15 protein-coding genes are annotated in these 15,123 nt (G+C 68.2%); 11 read left to right on the forward strand and 4 right to left on the reverse strand.

Features of this window, described 5'->3' with window-relative positions; translation table 11 throughout:
- Positions 1 to 97 precede the first annotated feature (97 nt).
- The 4 genes from ON39_RS37065 (at position 98) to ON39_RS37080 (ending at position 3,767) form a co-directional block, all read left to right on the forward strand.
- Entirely contained in the window at positions 98 to 733 is a 636-nt protein-coding gene (locus ON39_RS37065) for a TetR/AcrR family transcriptional regulator (RefSeq protein ID WP_040741127.1), read from the forward strand.
- A complete protein-coding gene (locus ON39_RS37070; RefSeq protein ID WP_040741128.1) occupies positions 726 to 2,243 on the forward strand; it encodes an ArnT family glycosyltransferase in 1,518 nt (505 codons plus the stop codon). Before ON39_RS37065 ends, ON39_RS37070 begins: the two co-directional genes overlap by 8 nt.
- A 242-nt stretch (positions 2,244 to 2,485) precedes the next feature.
- Complete coding sequence (locus ON39_RS37075) at positions 2,486 to 3,229, forward strand: class I SAM-dependent DNA methyltransferase (RefSeq protein WP_040741130.1); 744 nt, start codon at positions 2,486 to 2,488, stop codon at positions 3,227 to 3,229.
- A gap of 97 nt (positions 3,230 to 3,326) precedes the next feature.
- Positions 3,327 to 3,767, forward strand: coding sequence for a VOC family protein (locus tag ON39_RS37080; protein ID WP_040741133.1), 441 nt, complete (start codon positions 3,327 to 3,329; stop codon positions 3,765 to 3,767).
- Between the two features lie 611 nt (positions 3,768 to 4,378).
- On the opposite strand, the gene ON39_RS49240 is transcribed toward ON39_RS37080, so the two are convergent.
- Together ON39_RS49240 and ON39_RS51210 are read right to left on the reverse strand one after the other, a co-directional pair.
- On the reverse strand, positions 4,379 to 4,585 hold the full coding sequence (locus ON39_RS49240) for a hypothetical protein (protein ID WP_146251289.1): 207 nt from the start codon (positions 4,583 to 4,585) through the stop codon (positions 4,379 to 4,381).
- Between the two features lie 155 nt (positions 4,586 to 4,740).
- Positions 4,741 to 5,469 carry a peptidylprolyl isomerase gene (locus ON39_RS51210; RefSeq protein WP_040741138.1) on the reverse strand — a complete coding sequence of 243 codons (729 nt, stop codon included), beginning with the start codon at positions 5,467 to 5,469 and terminating at the stop codon, positions 4,741 to 4,743.
- A 379-nt stretch (positions 5,470 to 5,848) separates the two neighbouring features.
- On the opposite strand from ON39_RS51210, the gene ON39_RS37095 reads away from it, so the two are divergent.
- The 7 genes from ON39_RS37095 to ON39_RS37130 all read left to right on the forward strand — a co-directional run bounded on the left by ON39_RS37095 (position 5,849) and on the right by ON39_RS37130 (position 13,466).
- Entirely contained in the window at positions 5,849 to 6,685 is an 837-nt protein-coding gene (locus tag ON39_RS37095; RefSeq protein ID WP_040741140.1) for a nitrilase-related carbon-nitrogen hydrolase, read from the forward strand.
- A gap of 16 nt (positions 6,686 to 6,701) precedes the next feature.
- Positions 6,702 to 8,141, forward strand: a complete 1,440-nt coding sequence (gene hydA, locus ON39_RS37100; RefSeq protein WP_040741141.1) for a dihydropyrimidinase — start codon at positions 6,702 to 6,704, stop codon at positions 8,139 to 8,141.
- 38 nt (positions 8,142 to 8,179) lie between these two features.
- Positions 8,180 to 9,214, forward strand: a complete 1,035-nt coding sequence (locus tag ON39_RS37105; protein WP_040741142.1) for a TIGR03842 family LLM class F420-dependent oxidoreductase — start codon at positions 8,180 to 8,182, stop codon at positions 9,212 to 9,214.
- Between the two features lie 450 nt (positions 9,215 to 9,664).
- The gene (locus tag ON39_RS37115; RefSeq protein WP_040741145.1) at positions 9,665 to 10,537 is read left to right on the forward strand and encodes an ABC transporter permease; all 873 of its coding nucleotides are present in this window, start codon (positions 9,665 to 9,667) and stop codon (positions 10,535 to 10,537) included.
- A gap of 117 nt (positions 10,538 to 10,654) precedes the next feature.
- Positions 10,655 to 11,536 carry an ABC transporter ATP-binding protein gene (locus tag ON39_RS37120; protein ID WP_083894918.1) on the forward strand — a complete coding sequence of 294 codons (882 nt, stop codon included), beginning with the start codon at positions 10,655 to 10,657 and terminating at the stop codon, positions 11,534 to 11,536.
- 50 nt (positions 11,537 to 11,586) lie between these two features.
- Complete coding sequence (locus ON39_RS37125; RefSeq protein WP_246003104.1) at positions 11,587 to 12,327, forward strand: ABC transporter permease; 741 nt, start codon at positions 11,587 to 11,589, stop codon at positions 12,325 to 12,327.
- On the forward strand, positions 12,324 to 13,466 hold the full coding sequence (locus ON39_RS37130; RefSeq protein ID WP_040741148.1) for an ABC transporter substrate-binding protein: 1,143 nt from the start codon (positions 12,324 to 12,326) through the stop codon (positions 13,464 to 13,466). The genes ON39_RS37125 and ON39_RS37130 overlap by 4 nt, the downstream gene beginning before the upstream one ends.
- A 7-nt stretch (positions 13,467 to 13,473) precedes the next feature.
- On the opposite strand, the gene ON39_RS37135 is transcribed toward ON39_RS37130, so the two are convergent.
- Together ON39_RS37135 and ON39_RS37140 are read right to left on the reverse strand one after the other, a co-directional pair.
- Positions 13,474 to 13,977, reverse strand: a complete 504-nt coding sequence (locus tag ON39_RS37135) for a nitroreductase/quinone reductase family protein (protein ID WP_083894919.1) — start codon at positions 13,975 to 13,977, stop codon at positions 13,474 to 13,476.
- Positions 13,978 to 14,029: 52 nt separating this feature from the next.
- Positions 14,030 to 15,123: bifunctional phosphatase PAP2/diacylglycerol kinase family protein (locus ON39_RS37140; RefSeq protein WP_040741153.1), on the reverse strand; the 1,094-nt coding region annotated here is incomplete at its 5' end.

Consider the following 15,123-nt stretch of genomic DNA (forward strand, 5'->3'; position numbering starts at 1 on the left):
GCTGACCCGCCCTCACTGACCCGCCCTCACTGACCCGCCCTCACTGACCCGCCCTCACTGACCCGCCCTCACTGACCAAGCGTGCTAAAATCTGGCCGTGCGGTCAGAAAATGGTCCGGGTGGTCGGCAGGGGTCGTTCATCGAGGAGGCGCGGCGGCGGCAGATCATCGCGTCGGCGGTGGAGGTGATCTCGGAGGTGGGCTACGGCAATGCTTCGTTGGCGCGGATCGCCGAGCATGCCGGGATTTCCAAGGGGGTCATCTCCTACCACTTCGCTGGGAAAGACGAGCTGATGACGCAGCTGGTCATCCAGCTGTACGTGTCGGGTGGGGAGTACATGCGGCCCAAGATCGAGGCGGCGACCGGTGCTCGAAACATGTTGCTGGCCTATGTCGAGTCAAACCTCGCCTTCATCGCCGCGAACACGAACTACGTCGCGGCGCTGACGGATGTGGTGCTGAACCTGCGCGACGCGGAGGGCAGGCCGAAGTTCGCCTCGGCCGAGGGGGAGCGGGAGATCATCGCGCCGCTGATCGAGATCATGCGGGAAGGTCAGCGCACGGGGGAGTTCGGCGAGTTCGATCCGGTGGTGATGGCCAAATCCGTCCGCGACGTGATCGACGGCGCGGCCGGGCGCGCGATCCGCGAACCGGACTTCGATATGGACGCGTACGCGGCCCACCTGTGCCGGGTATTCGATGTGGCGACGCGGAAGGCGGGGGCGGATGACTGACGCGACGAAAACCCAAGGTCGGCAAGCGTTTACGGCCGAGAAGCAACCGCCGTTCGCGCTCGCCGGCGTCGGCTCGATCGCGGTCGTCTCGGCGATAGCGCTGCTCGCGTCCGCGGGCCGCTATGGATTCTTCGGCGACGAGCTGTATTTCATCTCCGCCGGGCGCAGGCTCGCCTTCAGCTATGCCGACCAGGGCCCGCTGCTGCCCGCGATCGCGCGGCTGATGGATCTTCTAGCGCCAGAATCTCTTGTGGCGCAGCGTATTCCAGCCATGCTGGTGACGGTGGCGGCGGTAGTGATCAGCGCGCAGATCGCCAGGGAGTTCGGTGGCGGGCGCAACGCTCAACTGCTCACCGCGGCCGCCTACGCCACTTCACCGTTCCTGCTGGTGCAGGGAACTCAATTGGCCACCAACACCATCGACACCGCGCTGTGGGTGTTGATCAGCTGGTTGCTCGTCCGCTGGGTGCGCACCCGGCGCGACGCGCTGCTGCTGTGGGCCTCGCTCGTGACCGCCCTGGATATGCAGGTGAAGTGGTTGATCCCGTTCTTCTGGTTCGCGATCGCCGTCGGTGTCCTGCTCTACGGTCCGCGCGAGCTGCTTCGCCGGCCCGCTTTGTGGGCGGGTGTGGCGCTGGTCGTCGTCGTGACACTGCCGAGCCTGATCTGGCAGGTCGCGCACGACTGGCCGCAGCTGCGGCTCGGCGGGGTGGTCGCCGCGGAGCAGGCCTCCGTCGGTGGACGTTACATCTGGCTGCCGCTGGCCATCGCGTCCGCCGGACTGCTCGGCGGGCTGCTGCTGATCTACGGCATCGTGGCGCTGTTTCGCTGGGAACCGTTGCGCCCCTACCGTTTTGTCGCCCCACTGCCGCTGCTGCTCACCGTCGCCTTCATCGCGACCAACGGCAGGCCATACTACGCGGCGGGCTGCTACGCCGTGATCATGGCCGCCGGGGCGGTGCGCTGGACCGCGAAGACGAGTCGCACGCGCACGATCGTCAACGCGACGATCATCGTGGCATCCGTTGCGCTGGTGGCGTTTTCGATGCCGTGGCGGCCCGAGTCCGCCATCGAGCCCGCGAAGAGCGAGACCGACGCGGGCCTGTCCATCGGCCTCTACGGTCGATTCGGCTGGCCCGAACTCGCCGAGGCCACCGCCGCCGCCTATCGCGCGCTCCCCGAGGCCGACCGTGCGCACACCGTCATCATCGCCGAATCCTATTGGCAGGCAGCCGCACTCGACGTTCTCGGCCCCGCCGACCTGCCCGCCGTATACAGCCCCAGCCGAGGCTTCGGCTACTTCGGCACCCCACCCGACGCCGCCACCACCGTCCTCTGGGTAGGCAACTCCGAAGCCGAACTTCGCCCTCTCTTCACGTCCGTCACGCTCCTGACCCACGCCGGCGCCCCCCTCGGCTACCCCGGCGCCTCCCGCGATGTCCCCCTCTGGCTCGGCACCCACCCCATCACCCCCTGGTCCCAATCCTGGCCCACCCTCCAACACCTCTAGCCCTCGTCTCGGACTTCCCATCCGGCGCGAGAGGCCGACGACCGGCCAAACCGAGAGTCACGAGGGCGTCTCAGGGTTCGTGACCTCGTGATCAACCGCCACCCATCGGGTTGGTCAAGCGATCATGAGGAACCGTGGGCGGCATCGCCCGAGAAGCGTCCGCCACCAGTTCCCTCTCGGGCTGGATGCATCGGGCGGGAAAACGGGTGGACGATCGACTGGCGGTTCGCCACACTTCGAGCATGGTGGACCGACTGTTCCGGGAGGCGCGGCTCGCCGCGATGTACGACCGGTTCAACCCGTGGGAGGCGCGGGCGGACTTCGCGTTCTATCTGCCCATGGTCATGGCCGCCCGATCCGTGCTCGACATAGGTTGCGGCACAGGGACGTTGCTGCGCCGGGCGCGCGAGTACGGCCACGATGGACGGCTTTGCGGCGTCGATCCGGCGGACGGGATGCTCGAGGTGGCACGGTCACGGCAGGACATCGAGTGGGTGCTGGGGGACGCGAACGCCGTGCGTGACCGGCGGGAGAAGTTCGACCTGGTCGTGATGACCGGTCACGCGTTCCAAGTGCTGGTCGGCGACGACGAGGTGCGGGCGGTCCTCGGGGTGGTCGCGGCGGCGCTCACCGGCACCGGCAGCTTCGCCTTCGAGACCCGCAATCCGGCTGTGCGGGAGTGGGAAACGTGGGAGCGCCGGTACTCCGCCGTGGTGACGGACGAGACAGGTGCGCAGGTGCGATGCGTGTGCCGGGTCGCCGAGCCGGTGGAAGGTGACCTGGTGTCGTTCACCCACACCTTCACCAGCGACAGATGGTCTCAATCCGAGGTCAGCCACAGCACCCTGCGGTTCCTGGATCAGCCCACCCTGGGCCGATTTCTGTCGGAGTCGGGTTTGATGGTCGCGGCGCAGTTCGGCGACTGGGATCGCAATCCGCTGACGGCCGCCAGTCCTGAGATCATCACCATCGCTCGCCGGGGGTGAGCACGGCGCGCCGGGGTCCGATTCGTTCAAGACTGGTCGGGGTGGTCGGGGTTGACTTGGCTGTGTCCTGGTCGGCATCGAACGAAGGAATGCACGCATGCAGCCACTTATCCACGCGGTCACCCTGGGCGTGAGCGATCTCGAGCGCTCGTTGCGGTTCTATCGGGACGGGCTCGGGCTGTCTTCGCCGGGCATCGTGGGGAGCGAATACGTTGCCGACGAGGTGAATCCGGGTGGGTCGGCGGCGATGTTCACGTTGAGCAACGGGCTCATCCTGTCGCTCTACTCGCGGAATGACCTTGCTCGGGACGCCGACCTTCCGCTCGAGCGAGTCAGCGGATCGCCGATGAGCTTGGGCTTCTTCGTCGATGCTCGCGACGACGTCGATCGCCTCCTCGACCAGGCCGCGCGAGCCGGTGGCACCATCGTGCGGGTCCCGCTCGAACGCCCGTGGGGAATCTACTCCGGTTATTTCGCCGATCCGGACGATCATCTGTGGGAAGCGGTGTACTTCTTGAACGGTCAGCGGCCCAACTGATTTCGCCGTGGATGGCGGCCGGGGTCGCGTGCGCCGCGCCGAACTTCGACCACCCGAAGCATGCGCCAGACCTGAGCAGGGTGAGCGTGCACGGCGAGAACACGCACGGTGCGAGCGTGTGGCGGCAGGGCGTGGCAATGTCGGCGTTCGGGACGCGCGGCGAAATGCGTGACGGGGTGTGCGGCGAGCGCGGCGCTAATGAGCGACGGGAGGGCGTGGCAATGTCGGCGTCCGAGATGCGCGGCGCGGGCGCGCGGCAGGAGCGCCCCCGCAATGTCGGCGTCCGGGACGCGCGACGGGGAGTGCCGGGCGAGATCGTGCGGCAAGAGCGTGTGGCGAGAGTATCTGGCGATGGGGCAGTTTGGGACGGCTGGCGTGGGCGTGTAGGGAGAGCGCGTGGCGCGGACGTGCCGCAGGAGCGCCCTGCAATGGCGGCGTTCGGGACCTGCGGCGGGGAGTGCCGGGCGAGAACGTGCGGGGAGAGCGCGCGGCGGGAGGGCGTGGCAAAGGCGGCGTCTGGGACGCGTGGCGAGAGCGCCCGGCGATGGCGGCGTCCGGGTGTCGCGTCCGACTGAGACTGGCTCTGGCCCGATTTCCTGAAGCTTCTGCTTTCACGCACAGCACTTGTAGGCGCTCGAAGTGACCGTGTACGGCTCGCTCGGTGCGGGGGGTGTGGTCGTGGGTTTCGTGAATACCTCCGGCGGGCACGGCACCTGGTCGCAGGAGTCCAATACTTCCGGATGCTCGAACAACCATGTCACTCCCCATAACAGGGCCGCCAGCAACAGCACCGACGTGAATACAACCTTGAACTTCACGCATTCACGATAGAGAAGCCCCGCCGATCGGCGGGTGCGATTCCTTTCCGCACGGTGTCGGATCCGGTGAGATTCGACCGACGTTGACACCGAGACGCGTGGCGCGGGGCACGGCAATGGCGGCGTCCGGGGACGCCGCCATTGCCGGGGGAGGGTTAGTTCTTGACGGTCTCGACCTTGTTGAGGACGACGTCGTTGCGGGGTGCACCGTCGGGGCTGCCGTCTTTGGTGCCGGCGGCGGCGACGGCCTGGAGTACGTCGAGGCCGGCGGTGATGCGGCCGAAGGGGGTGTAGCTGGGGGGCAGCGGGCTGTCCTGGTAGACCAGGAAGAACTGGCTGCCGTTGGTGTTCGGGCCCGCGTTGGCCATGGCGACGGTGCCGGCGGGGTAGGTGGCGCCCGCGAGGTTCTCGTCCGCGATGCGGTAGCCGGGGCCGCCGGTGCCGGTGGCCGTCGGATCGCCGCATTGCAGCACGAAGATGCCGCCGGTGGTGATCCGGTGGCACTTGGTGTGGTTGAAGTACTGCTCGCCGGCGAGGAACGCGAAGGAGTTGACCGTCTGCGGCGCCCGCGGGTCGAGAGCGATATCGATTGCCCCGCAGGAGGTTTCGAGCTTCGCGGTGTAGGTGGCGCCCGGCTCGGTGACGGCGCCGGGTGCGGGGTAGTCGGTGCGGGCGGTGACCGCGCCCGCCTCCGGCGCGGTGCACTGGGCGGGCTGCTGGGTGCGCACGCTCCAGGTGCTCGCCGAGACGCCGCCGGAGGCGAACGCCGCGAGCGCCGCGGCCACGGCGGCGACGCCGACCGCGCGTAGCACCCCGCGCGGCACCCCGAACCGCCGCCCACGCTTGCTGTTGCCGAACTGCCGCCCCTGCACTTCGCTGCTCACCGCTAGGAATCTCCTTCATTCGGATTGCGCACCGGCTGATGCCGTGCCGAATCATTCCATCCCGCGCCGACATGCGTGCGGGGACGGTATCGATCACCGGCAAATTCGCGAACCCCGCTGGTCACGCATAACTGGAACGTTCCTCGGGGTAGTTCATGGATGCCTTCCCGCTATGAATGTCGCTCGAACCGCACCGCCACGGCGTCAACAGATGCCCGTGAGCTATGCGAGAACGACCTCCCGCGCGGAGCGCCGAAGCCCCCGCGAGCGCCCGGCCGAACCGGCGGATGTCGCCCGATCAGGGGGGTTTACAGCCACGAAATTGTTTCCGCAATCTTGTAACACAACCGAATTGGTGCGCAGTGAAGTATAACGAAGCATGGGAATCGTTCGAGCTGCGCTCGTCCAGACGAACTGGACCGGCGACAAAGAGTCCATGATCAAATCGCACGAGGATTACGCCCGCCAGGCGGCGGCCCAGGGCGCGAAGGTGATCTGCTTCCAGGAGCTGTTCTACGGCCCGTACTTCTGCCAGTTGCAGGACGCGAAGTTCTACGAGTACGCGGAGTCGGTGCCGGGTCCCACGACGGACCGATTCGCCGCGCTGGCAAGGGAATTGGGCATGGTGATGGTCCTACCGGTGTACGAGCAGGAGCAGCCGGGCCTGCTCTACAACACCGCGGCCGTGATCGATGCCGACGGCACCTACCTCGGTAAATACCGCAAGCACCATATTCCGCATGTCAACGGCTTCTGGGAGAAGTTCTACTTCCGGCCCGGCAATCTCGGGTGGCCGGTGTTCGATACCGCGGTCGGCCGCGTCGGCGTCTATATCTGTTACGACCGGCATTTCCCGGAGGGCTGGCGCGCACTGGGCCTGGCGGGGGCCGAAATCGTGTTCAATCCGTCAGCGACCTCGCGCGGCCTGTCCGGTTACCTGTGGAAGCTGGAGCAGCCCGCGTCCGCGGTGGCCAACGAGTATTTCATCGGCGCGATCAATCGGGTCGGCGTCGAGGAGTACGGCGACGACGACTTCTACGGCACCAGCTATTTCGTCGATCCGGAGGGCAAGTTCGTCGGCGAGGTCGCCTCCGACCTCGACCCCGAACTGGTGGTCCGCGACCTGGACCTGGATCTGATCAAGGTGGTGCGCGACCGGTGGGCGTTCTACCGCGATCGCAGGCCGGACGCCTACGGTCCGCTGGTGGCGCCCTGAGGCCGGTGACGAGCACATGACACTCACCTTCATCCACGGCGGCACGGTGGTCTCGGCCACCGGGTCGCAACTCCTCGACGTGCTCGTGGACGGCGAAACCATCGCCGCCGTAGTGCAACCCGGCTCGACGGCGCTCGGCGCGGACCTGTTCGCCGCCGCCGACGCCGTCATCGACGCGACCGGCAAGTACGTGATTCCCGGTGGCGTGGACGGACATACGCACATGCAGATGCCGTTCGGCGGCACCGAGGCGTCCGACACCTTCGAGACCGGCACCCGCGCCGCCGCCTGGGGCGGCACCACCACCATCGTCGACTTCGTGGTCCAGACGCCGGGGCAGCGGTTGCAGGACACGCTCGGCGCGTGGCATCAGAAGGCGGACGGAGAGTGCGCCGTCGACTACGGCTTCCACCAGATCATCGGCGAGGTCAACGACGAATCACTCAAGGGCATGAGCGAACTCGTGTCCGAGGGCGTCACCAGTTTCAAACTGTTCATGGCCTACCCGGGCGTCTTCTACTCCACCGACGGCCAGATCCTGCGCGCCATGCAGTCGGCGGCCGACCTCGGCGCGCTGCTGATGATGCACGCGGAGAACGGGATCGCCATCGACGTGCTCGTCGAGCAGGCCATCGCACGCGGCGACACCGCCCCCTACTTCCACGGCACCAGCCGCCCGTGGCAGATGGAGGAGGAGGCCACCCATCGCGCGATCATGTTGGCGCAGTTGACCGGTGCGCCGCTCTACGTGGTGCACGTGTCCGCGAAGCAGGCGCTGGAGCAGATCGCCACCGCAAGGGGCAACGGGCAGAACGTCTTCGGCGAGACCTGCCCGCAATACCTGTACCTGTCTTTGGAAGAGCAGCTGGGTGCCGGATTCCTCGACGGCACAGGCGGTTTCGAGGGCGCCAAGTGGGTGTGTTCGACGCCGCTGCGGTCGCGGGCGGAGGGCCACCAGGACGAGCTGTGGCGCTACCTGCGCACCGGCGACGTGACGACGGTCAGCACCGACCACTGCCCGTTCTGCATGAAGGACCAGAAGGACATGGGCATCGGCGATTTCAGCAAGATCCCGAACGGGATCGGCGGCGTCGAGCATCGGATGGACCTGATGTTCCAGGGCGTCAAGAGCGGGCGGATCTCCCTCGAACGCTGGGTCGAGGTCTGCTGCACCACGCCGGCCAGGATGTTCGGCATGTACCCGCGCAAGGGCGTGATCAGTCCGGGCGCGGACGCCGACATCGTGGTCTACGACCCCGCCGGGCACACCAGCATCGGCCTGGGCAAGACCCACCACATGAACATGGACTACTCGGCCTACGAGGGTTTCGAGATCGATGGTCATGTCGACACCGTGCTGTCACGCGGGCGCGTGATCATCGACGGCGGCGCCTACCTCGGCAGCGCCGGGCACGGTCGCTTCGTCAAACGTGAACTGTCGCAGAACCTGATCTGACAGTTCCGCCGCAGCCGACTCGAAACGGAGAGTGCCGCATGGACATCGGTGTGGTGCTGCAATGCACGCCCCCCGCCGCGCGGGTGATCGAACTCGCCAGACAGGCGGAGACGCACGGGTTCTCACACGTGTGGACGTTCGACTCGCACCTGCTGTGGCAGGAGCCGTACGTCATCCACAGCCAAATCCTCGCCGCCACCCGGAGAGTCGTGGTGGGGCCGATGGTGACCAATCCGGCTACCCGGGACTGGACGGTGACCGCGTCGACCTTCGCGACGCTGAACGACATGTTCGGCAACCGCACGGTGTGCGGCATCGGCCGCGGCGACTCGGCGGTGCGCACGCTCGGCGGGCAGCCGACCACCCTGGCCACCCTGCGCGAATCCATCGGAGTCATCAGGGAACTCGGCAACGGCCGCAGCGCCAGGGTGGGCGACACGATCGTGCGGTTCCCGTGGGCGGCGGCCTCCCGGCTCGAGGTCTGGGTGGCCGGATACGGTCCGCGCGCACTGGATCTCACCGGCGAGGTCGCCGACGGTTTCATCCTGCAGCTGGCCGACCCGGACATCACCGCCTGGACCATCGCTCGCGTGCGGGCCGCCGCCGAGCGGGCAGGCCGCGACCCCGGTGCGGTGCGAATCTGTGTAGCCGCACCGGCTTACGTCACCGACGGGACGGACGCCGCGCTGACCCACGCCCGCGAACAGTGCCGCTGGTTCGGTGGCATGGTCGGCAACCACGTCGCCGACATTGTGGCGAAATACGGTATGAGCGGTGACATTCCGGCCGCCCTTACCGACTACATCGCCGGCAGACAAGGATACGACTACAACCAGCACGGCCGCGCAGGCAACACCCACGCCGACTTCGTCCCCGACGCGATCGTCGACCGCTTCTGCCTACTCGGCCCACCCGACGACCACCTCACCCGACTACGCGAGTTGGAGAAGCTCGGCGTCGACCAGTTCGCCGTCTACCTCCAACACGACGCGAAAACGGCGACGCTCGAGGCCTACGGCGAATCGGTGCTGCCGAGACTGGCGCACCCGGTCACGGCCACGGAGGGCGCTTGATGGCGCCCCTGCCGCGCCCACGGGGATCGACCGCACGCGAGGGTGTCGGCAACCGGCCTGAGACCTCGGGCGGTGCCGCGCGCGATGCAGCGGGTGGCACCGTGCCCGTAACGGCGGGCGGTGTTGCGCGCGGAACTGCGGTCGGTGCTGCGCCCGTGTCGGCAGGCGGTGCCGCGCACGAAATCGCATGCGGTGCTGCGCTCCAGATCGCGGGCGGTGGCGCGTTCGAGATCGCAGGCGGTGGCGCGCGCGATGCGGTGGGCGGCGCCGCACCCGTGATGGCGGGCGATCTCGCGCGCACAGCGCACGGGATGCCGTGCCCGAACCCCTCGAAAGCAGTGCGGATCTCGGAAACCAGCGCGGGTTCCGCCGGACGGCACGGATACGCACAGCCGCGGGCAGTTCCGTGCGGCAGGCGGAGGGTGTTCGGCGGATGGGCGTGGAGAGCAGATGAGATCGCGAACTAGACAGGTTGGCTACGCGGCCGCGGTATTGGTGCTGGTGCTCGGGTGCTGGGAGTTGGTGAAACTTCTTGTGCCCGAGCGCGGGGTGAGCATCGGTGATCAGCGGATTCTGCCGCGGACGGGGGACGGTGCGCTGCCGCATGTGTGGTCGGTGGTGACGGTGCTCGGCGAGCGGGACGGCGGGGGGACGGTGGGGGCCACGCTGATGCGGACCGCCGGGTTCACCCTCGGGCTCGCGCTACTGGCGCTGGTGCTCGGCACCGTCGTCGGGGTGCTGCTCGCCGTGCTGATGCAGCGCTTCGCCTGGATCGAGCGCGGACTGCTGCCGTACATCATTGTGTCGCAGACGGTTCCGTTGATCGCGCTGGCTCCGCTGGTGGCCGGGTGGGGCGGCAAGATCGTGATCGCCGGCGAGCCGTGGCGGCCGTGGATGAGCATCGCGGTCATCGCGTCGTACCTGGCGTTCTTCCCGGTGGCCGTTGGCATGCTGCGCGGCTTGCAGTCCCCGTCGAAGGCGTCGGTGGAACTGCTGCGCAGCTACTCGGCGAGCTGGTGGGAAACCCTGTTGCACTTGCGTTTTCCGGCCGCCGTGCCACACCTGCTCCCCGCCTTGCGATTAGCGGCGGCGGCCTCGGTAATCGGCGCGGTGGTCGCCGAGATCTCCACCGGCACCGCAGGCGGAATCGGCCGCCAGATCATCGTTTTCGCTCAGCAGGCAACCGGCGACGCCGCCCGCCTCTACGCGGCCGTCCTAGCCGCCGCCTTACTCGGCGTCGTAGTAACCGCCCTCGTAGGCCTGATCGAACTGGCGCTCCGCCGCTACACCCACCCCGCCGGGTCCGCAGGAGAGCCCCGATGAGCGCCCGCTCGCGCGCACGGCGGATCACCGGGCGCATCGGCGACAGGACCAGCGCCGCAACCGAATCCGCGCTGCGACACGACCGCCGCACATGCGGCAGCTCATCAGGAGGTACCAGTGACCGTCGATAGACGACAAGCCGTCGCCACGGCCGGGCAGGGGCGACTATCGAGCGGCCGCGAGGGCGGTTCGGATGACGCCGCAATAGCCGCCAGCAAGGCGGCAGTCGAGTTGGTTGGGGTTCACAAGGTATACCCCGCAGGCTCGGTCACCGCCCTCACCGACGTGTCGCTCACCGTCGGCCCCGGCGAATTCGTCTCGCTCATCGGCCCTTCCGGCTGCGGTAAATCGACCCTGCTGCGCATCGTCGCCGACTTGGAGCAGCCGACCGGCGGCACGGTCACCGTGCACGGAAAGACCGCGCGGCGGGCGCGACTCGACCAGGATTACGGAATCGCCTTTCAGCAGTCCGGACTGCTGGATTGGCGCACCGTGCAGGCCAATGTGGAGCTGCCGCTCGAGCTGCACAAGGTGCCGAAGAGCGAAAGGCATGCGCGCAGTGCGGAATTGCTGGAGATGGCGGGGCTGACCGAGTTCGCCAAGCGCTACCCGGCCGAACTCTCCGGCGGCATGCAGCAGCGCGTCGCCATTGTGCGAGCATTGGCGCCGAAGCCGTCCCTGCTGCTGATGGACGAACCGTTCGGCGCGCTCGACGAGATGACCCGCGAGCGGATGCAGGGCGAGCTGCTGCGGATCGCGGGGGAGACCGAGGCCGCCGTGGTGTTCGTGACGCACTCGATTCCGGAGGCGGTGTTCCTGTCGGATCGGGTGGTGGTCATGTCGCCGCGTCCCGGCCGGATCACCGAGATCGTCTCCACCGGCGGCTGGCAGAATCGGGACGCGGCCGACGACGAGGTGCGTTCCAGCCCTGAGTTTTTTGCGGCGGTCGCCGCCGTCCGCGAGGCCCTGCGCAACGGCCACACCGGGCGGGACCTGTGATGCCGGCCCCACGCGCATCAGCCCTGCCGTGGCGAACGGTGTTGCCGCCCTTGCTGTTCGGAGTAGGCGGTCTCGCGCTGTGGCAGGTGCTCACCGTCGCGGCGGGCGTCCCGTCGTTCCTGCTGCCCGCGCCGACCGCCATCGCGCACGAGTTCACCGGCAACTTCGACCGCATCGCCGACGCGGCGACCGCGACGGGCGCCAACGCGCTGCTCGGCCTGCTCGTCGGCGCGGTGCTCGGCATCCTCGCCGCGATGCTGGCCGTCCGCTTTCGCCTGGTAGACGGCCTGCTCACCCCACTGTCGGCGGCCGCGGCCGCCGTGCCGATCGTCGCCCTCGCGCCCCTGTTGAACTCGATGTACTCGACCACCACCGATACCCCGCGCCGGATGGTCGTCACCATCGTGGTGTTCTTTCCGATGTTCGTCAGCACGGCCAGGGGCCTGCGCCAAGTCCCGCAGGTGCACGCGGATCTGATGACCTCCTACGCGGCGGGCGGCTGGCAGATCACCCGCACGGTCCGGCTGCCCGCAGCGTTGCCGTATCTGTTCACCGGCCTGCGCATCGCCGCCCCCGGCGCGGTGATCGCCGCCGTCATCGCCGAGTACTTCGGCGGTCTGCAGAACGGCCTCGGCAGCCGCATCACCTCGGCCGCCGCCAACACCGCCTATCCGAGGGCGTGGGCCTACGTGGCGGGCGCCGTGCTGGTCGGCCTGCTCTTCCTCGCCGCCGTCCTGCTTCTCGAACAGCTCACCCGCAGACCTCGCACCACCCTCTGGAGAACTAGATGAGCAAGTCCACCAAGCGATTTCGCGCCTGTCTCGCGCTCACCGCGCTCGTCGCGGCCGCACTGACCGGTTGCAGCACCACCGACGGCGGCTCGGCCACCACGGCCGACGGGCTCACCAAGGTCCGCCTGCAACTGCAGTGGTTCAAACAGGGACAGTTCGCGGGCTACCTGGCCGCGGTGGATCAGGGCTTCTACAAGGAACAGGGTCTCTCCGTCGAAATCCTCGACGGCGGAACGGATATCGTCCCGCAGACGGTGCTCGCGCAGGGCCAGGCCGACTACGCCATCGCCTGGGTGCCCAAGGCGCTGGCCTCCCGCGAGGCGGGCGCGGGCATCACCGATGTGGCGCAGATCTTCCAGCGTTCCGGCACCAAGCAGGTGTCGTTCAAGTCGGAGAATATCGCGGGCCCGGCCGCGCTGCGCGGCAAGACGGTCGGAAACTGGGGCTACGGCAACGAATTCGAGCTTTTCGCCGGGATGACCAAGGCGGGCATCGACCCGGCCAGGGACGTCAAACTGGTGCAGCAGCAGTTCGACATGAACGCCTTCCTCGCCAAGGACATCGCCGCCGCGCAGGCCATGTCCTACAACGAGTACGCCCAGCTGCTGGAGACGAAGAACCCGGCCACCGGAAAGCTATACACGGCAGACGATTTCGCCACTATCGACTGGAACGACGAGGGCGTCGCCATGCTGCAGGACGCCATCTGGGCCAACACGGAGAAGCTGACCGACGCGAAATATCAAGAGCAGACGGTGAAGTTCCTCGCCGCCTCGCTGAAAGGCTGGATCTTCTGCCGCGACAACGTCGACAAATGCCGCGACATCACCGTCGCCGCGGGCAGCACCCTCGGCGCGTCCCATCAGCAGTGGCAGATCAACGAGGTGAACAAGCTGATCTGGCCGTCACCCGCGGGCATCGGCATGGTCGACGCCGCGGCGTGGGCCAGGACCGTGCGGATCGCTAAGGACACCAAAAACCAAGAGGGCGCAACGGTTTTGGCGAAGGATCCCGACGCGAGTGCCTACACCAACGACTACGTCACCAAGGCGCTGGACACACTGAAGGCCGCAGGCGTCGACGTGACCGGCGCGGGATTCGCGCCGCGCCAAGTCACCCTCGCCGAAGGAGGCAAGTAGCACCGGCTCAGCGCGGCTTCAGCTCCACCACGACGCCGCCCTGCTGCCACGTCTGATAGATATCGGCCTTGTTCGGCGAGCCGTCCTCGGTGAAGCCGATCCCGTTGAACTTCGCGTTGGTCTTGTTCTCCCTGGCGATGATCTCGTACAACCGCATGACCTCCTGCTCCCCGGTGTGCACCACCGGGACGAAGGTGCGCGGCTTGCCGCCCAGCGAGGCCTGGACCGGCTCGCCGGCCAGCAGGTTCTTGACCCACGGGCGCAGCGCCGTGCCGATCAGCAGCGAGCCGTCGTGCCTGGTGTAGGCCACCGGCACGTCGTAGGCCCGGCCCGACTTGCGCCCGACGATGTGCAGCGTCAGCAGCTTCTTGCCGACGACACCGGAGATCACGGGGAGGCGCAGCACCGTGCGGACGATCTTGTTGACCGTGCCCTGATACGTCCTGACCGGCTCCGGGCCGGTGGTGGAGGGTGTGCCGTAGGGGTTCGTTGCCCCCGTGCGATCGCTCATGCCTCCAGTATCGACCGCCACACGCGGCGGGTCCCCGCGTGTCGCAGCGTGTTTACTCCGCGTCCTCGGGTAGCGGCTCCCGGAACACGGCCAGCGCGGCCGGTTGACTGGCGAACGTCAGCCGCCTGGCCTCGTGATTGACCTCGCCGTCGGTGGCCAGCGAGACCTGTGCCCCGTCCACCTGAACGTCCATCCGGCCGACGCGGCGGTGTACGTAGGTGGCCGAACGATCCAGCGTGCCGGTGAAGGTGGCGAAAATCAGCCGTGTGCGCGAAAAGCGAAGGTCCGCACGCAGATACCGGACGTCGAGGACGCCGTCGTGCAGCCGAGGCCGCGACATCGGGATCTGGTCCGCCGGATGGTAAGCGCCGTTGCCCAGGAACAACATCCACAGGGCGCAGCGCTCACCGTCGATCGTGGCGTGCAGCGGCTGCGCGCGGAACAGCACGGCCAGCATGGCGAATCCGGCCGCAGGCCACTTGCCGATCCGGCGCTCCCACCGTTCGCGCAGGCGAACGAAGTCCGGGTACCCGCCGAGGCTGGCGGTGTTGACGAAGGTGCGCTCCTCCTCGTCGTCGAGCCGCACGCGGGCGGTGTCGACGAGCATGAGCCGGCCCGAGTTCAGCGCCGCGAGGGTGGTGGCGGCGTCCTCCACGCCGACGTCGCGGGCGAAGTGGTTGAGCGTCCCGCCCGCGAACACCGCGAGCGGAAGACTGTGGCGCACAGCGGCTTCCGCGACGGTGGAGACCGTCCCGTCGCCGCCGAGCACGCCGAGGGCGGCGATGTCGCCGCGACGCACCCGCCGGTCGAGCTCGGCGTCGAGGTCGAGGTCGCCGTCGAGTTCGAGGATGTGCGCCGCGGGCAGCCGTTCGCGCAGCCGCGTCGCCAGCTCGCCGCCGTCGTCGGTGCCCGAGGACGGGTTGACCACCAGCAGCAGCCCGCGCCCGTCCGGCAGCGGCTCGGTGCGCTTGGCCGGGCCGAGGGTGGCCGGTTCATCGTCGCGCACCGCCCACCAGCGCCGGGTCCCCAGTGCCACACCGGAACCCAGCGCCGCGCCGACCACCACATCGGAGGGCCAGTGCACCCCGATGTGCACCCGCGAGTAGGCGACCGCGGCCGCGAGCGGCGCGATCACCGCCGCCGTGC

The organism is Nocardia tenerifensis NBRC 101015 (assembly GCF_000308715.1).
In the GTDB taxonomy this organism is placed as follows: Bacteria; Actinomycetota; Actinomycetes; order Mycobacteriales; family Mycobacteriaceae; genus Nocardia; species Nocardia tenerifensis.

Bases quoted from the DNA above. Each gene is read 5' to 3' on its own strand.
- ON39_RS37095 (WP_040741140.1), top strand. From the start codon at position 5,849: ATGGGAATCGTTCGAGCTGCGCTCGTCCAGACGAACTGGACCGGCGAC.
- hydA (WP_040741141.1), top strand. From the start codon at position 6,702: ATGACACTCACCTTCATCCACGGCGGCACGGTGGTCTCGGCCACCGGG.
- ON39_RS37115 (WP_040741145.1), top strand. From the start codon at position 9,665: ATGAGATCGCGAACTAGACAGGTTGGCTACGCGGCCGCGGTATTGGTG.
- ON39_RS37135 (WP_083894919.1), bottom strand. From the start codon at position 13,977: ATGAGCGATCGCACGGGGGCAACGAACCCCTACGGCACACCCTCCACC.
- ON39_RS37070 (WP_040741128.1), top strand. From the start codon at position 726: ATGACTGACGCGACGAAAACCCAAGGTCGGCAAGCGTTTACGGCCGAG.
- ON39_RS37130 (WP_040741148.1), top strand. From the start codon at position 12,324: ATGAGCAAGTCCACCAAGCGATTTCGCGCCTGTCTCGCGCTCACCGCG.
- ON39_RS37080 (WP_040741133.1), top strand. From the start codon at position 3,327: ATGCAGCCACTTATCCACGCGGTCACCCTGGGCGTGAGCGATCTCGAG.
- ON39_RS37075 (WP_040741130.1), top strand. From the start codon at position 2,486: ATGGTGGACCGACTGTTCCGGGAGGCGCGGCTCGCCGCGATGTACGAC.
- ON39_RS37105 (WP_040741142.1), top strand. From the start codon at position 8,180: ATGGACATCGGTGTGGTGCTGCAATGCACGCCCCCCGCCGCGCGGGTG.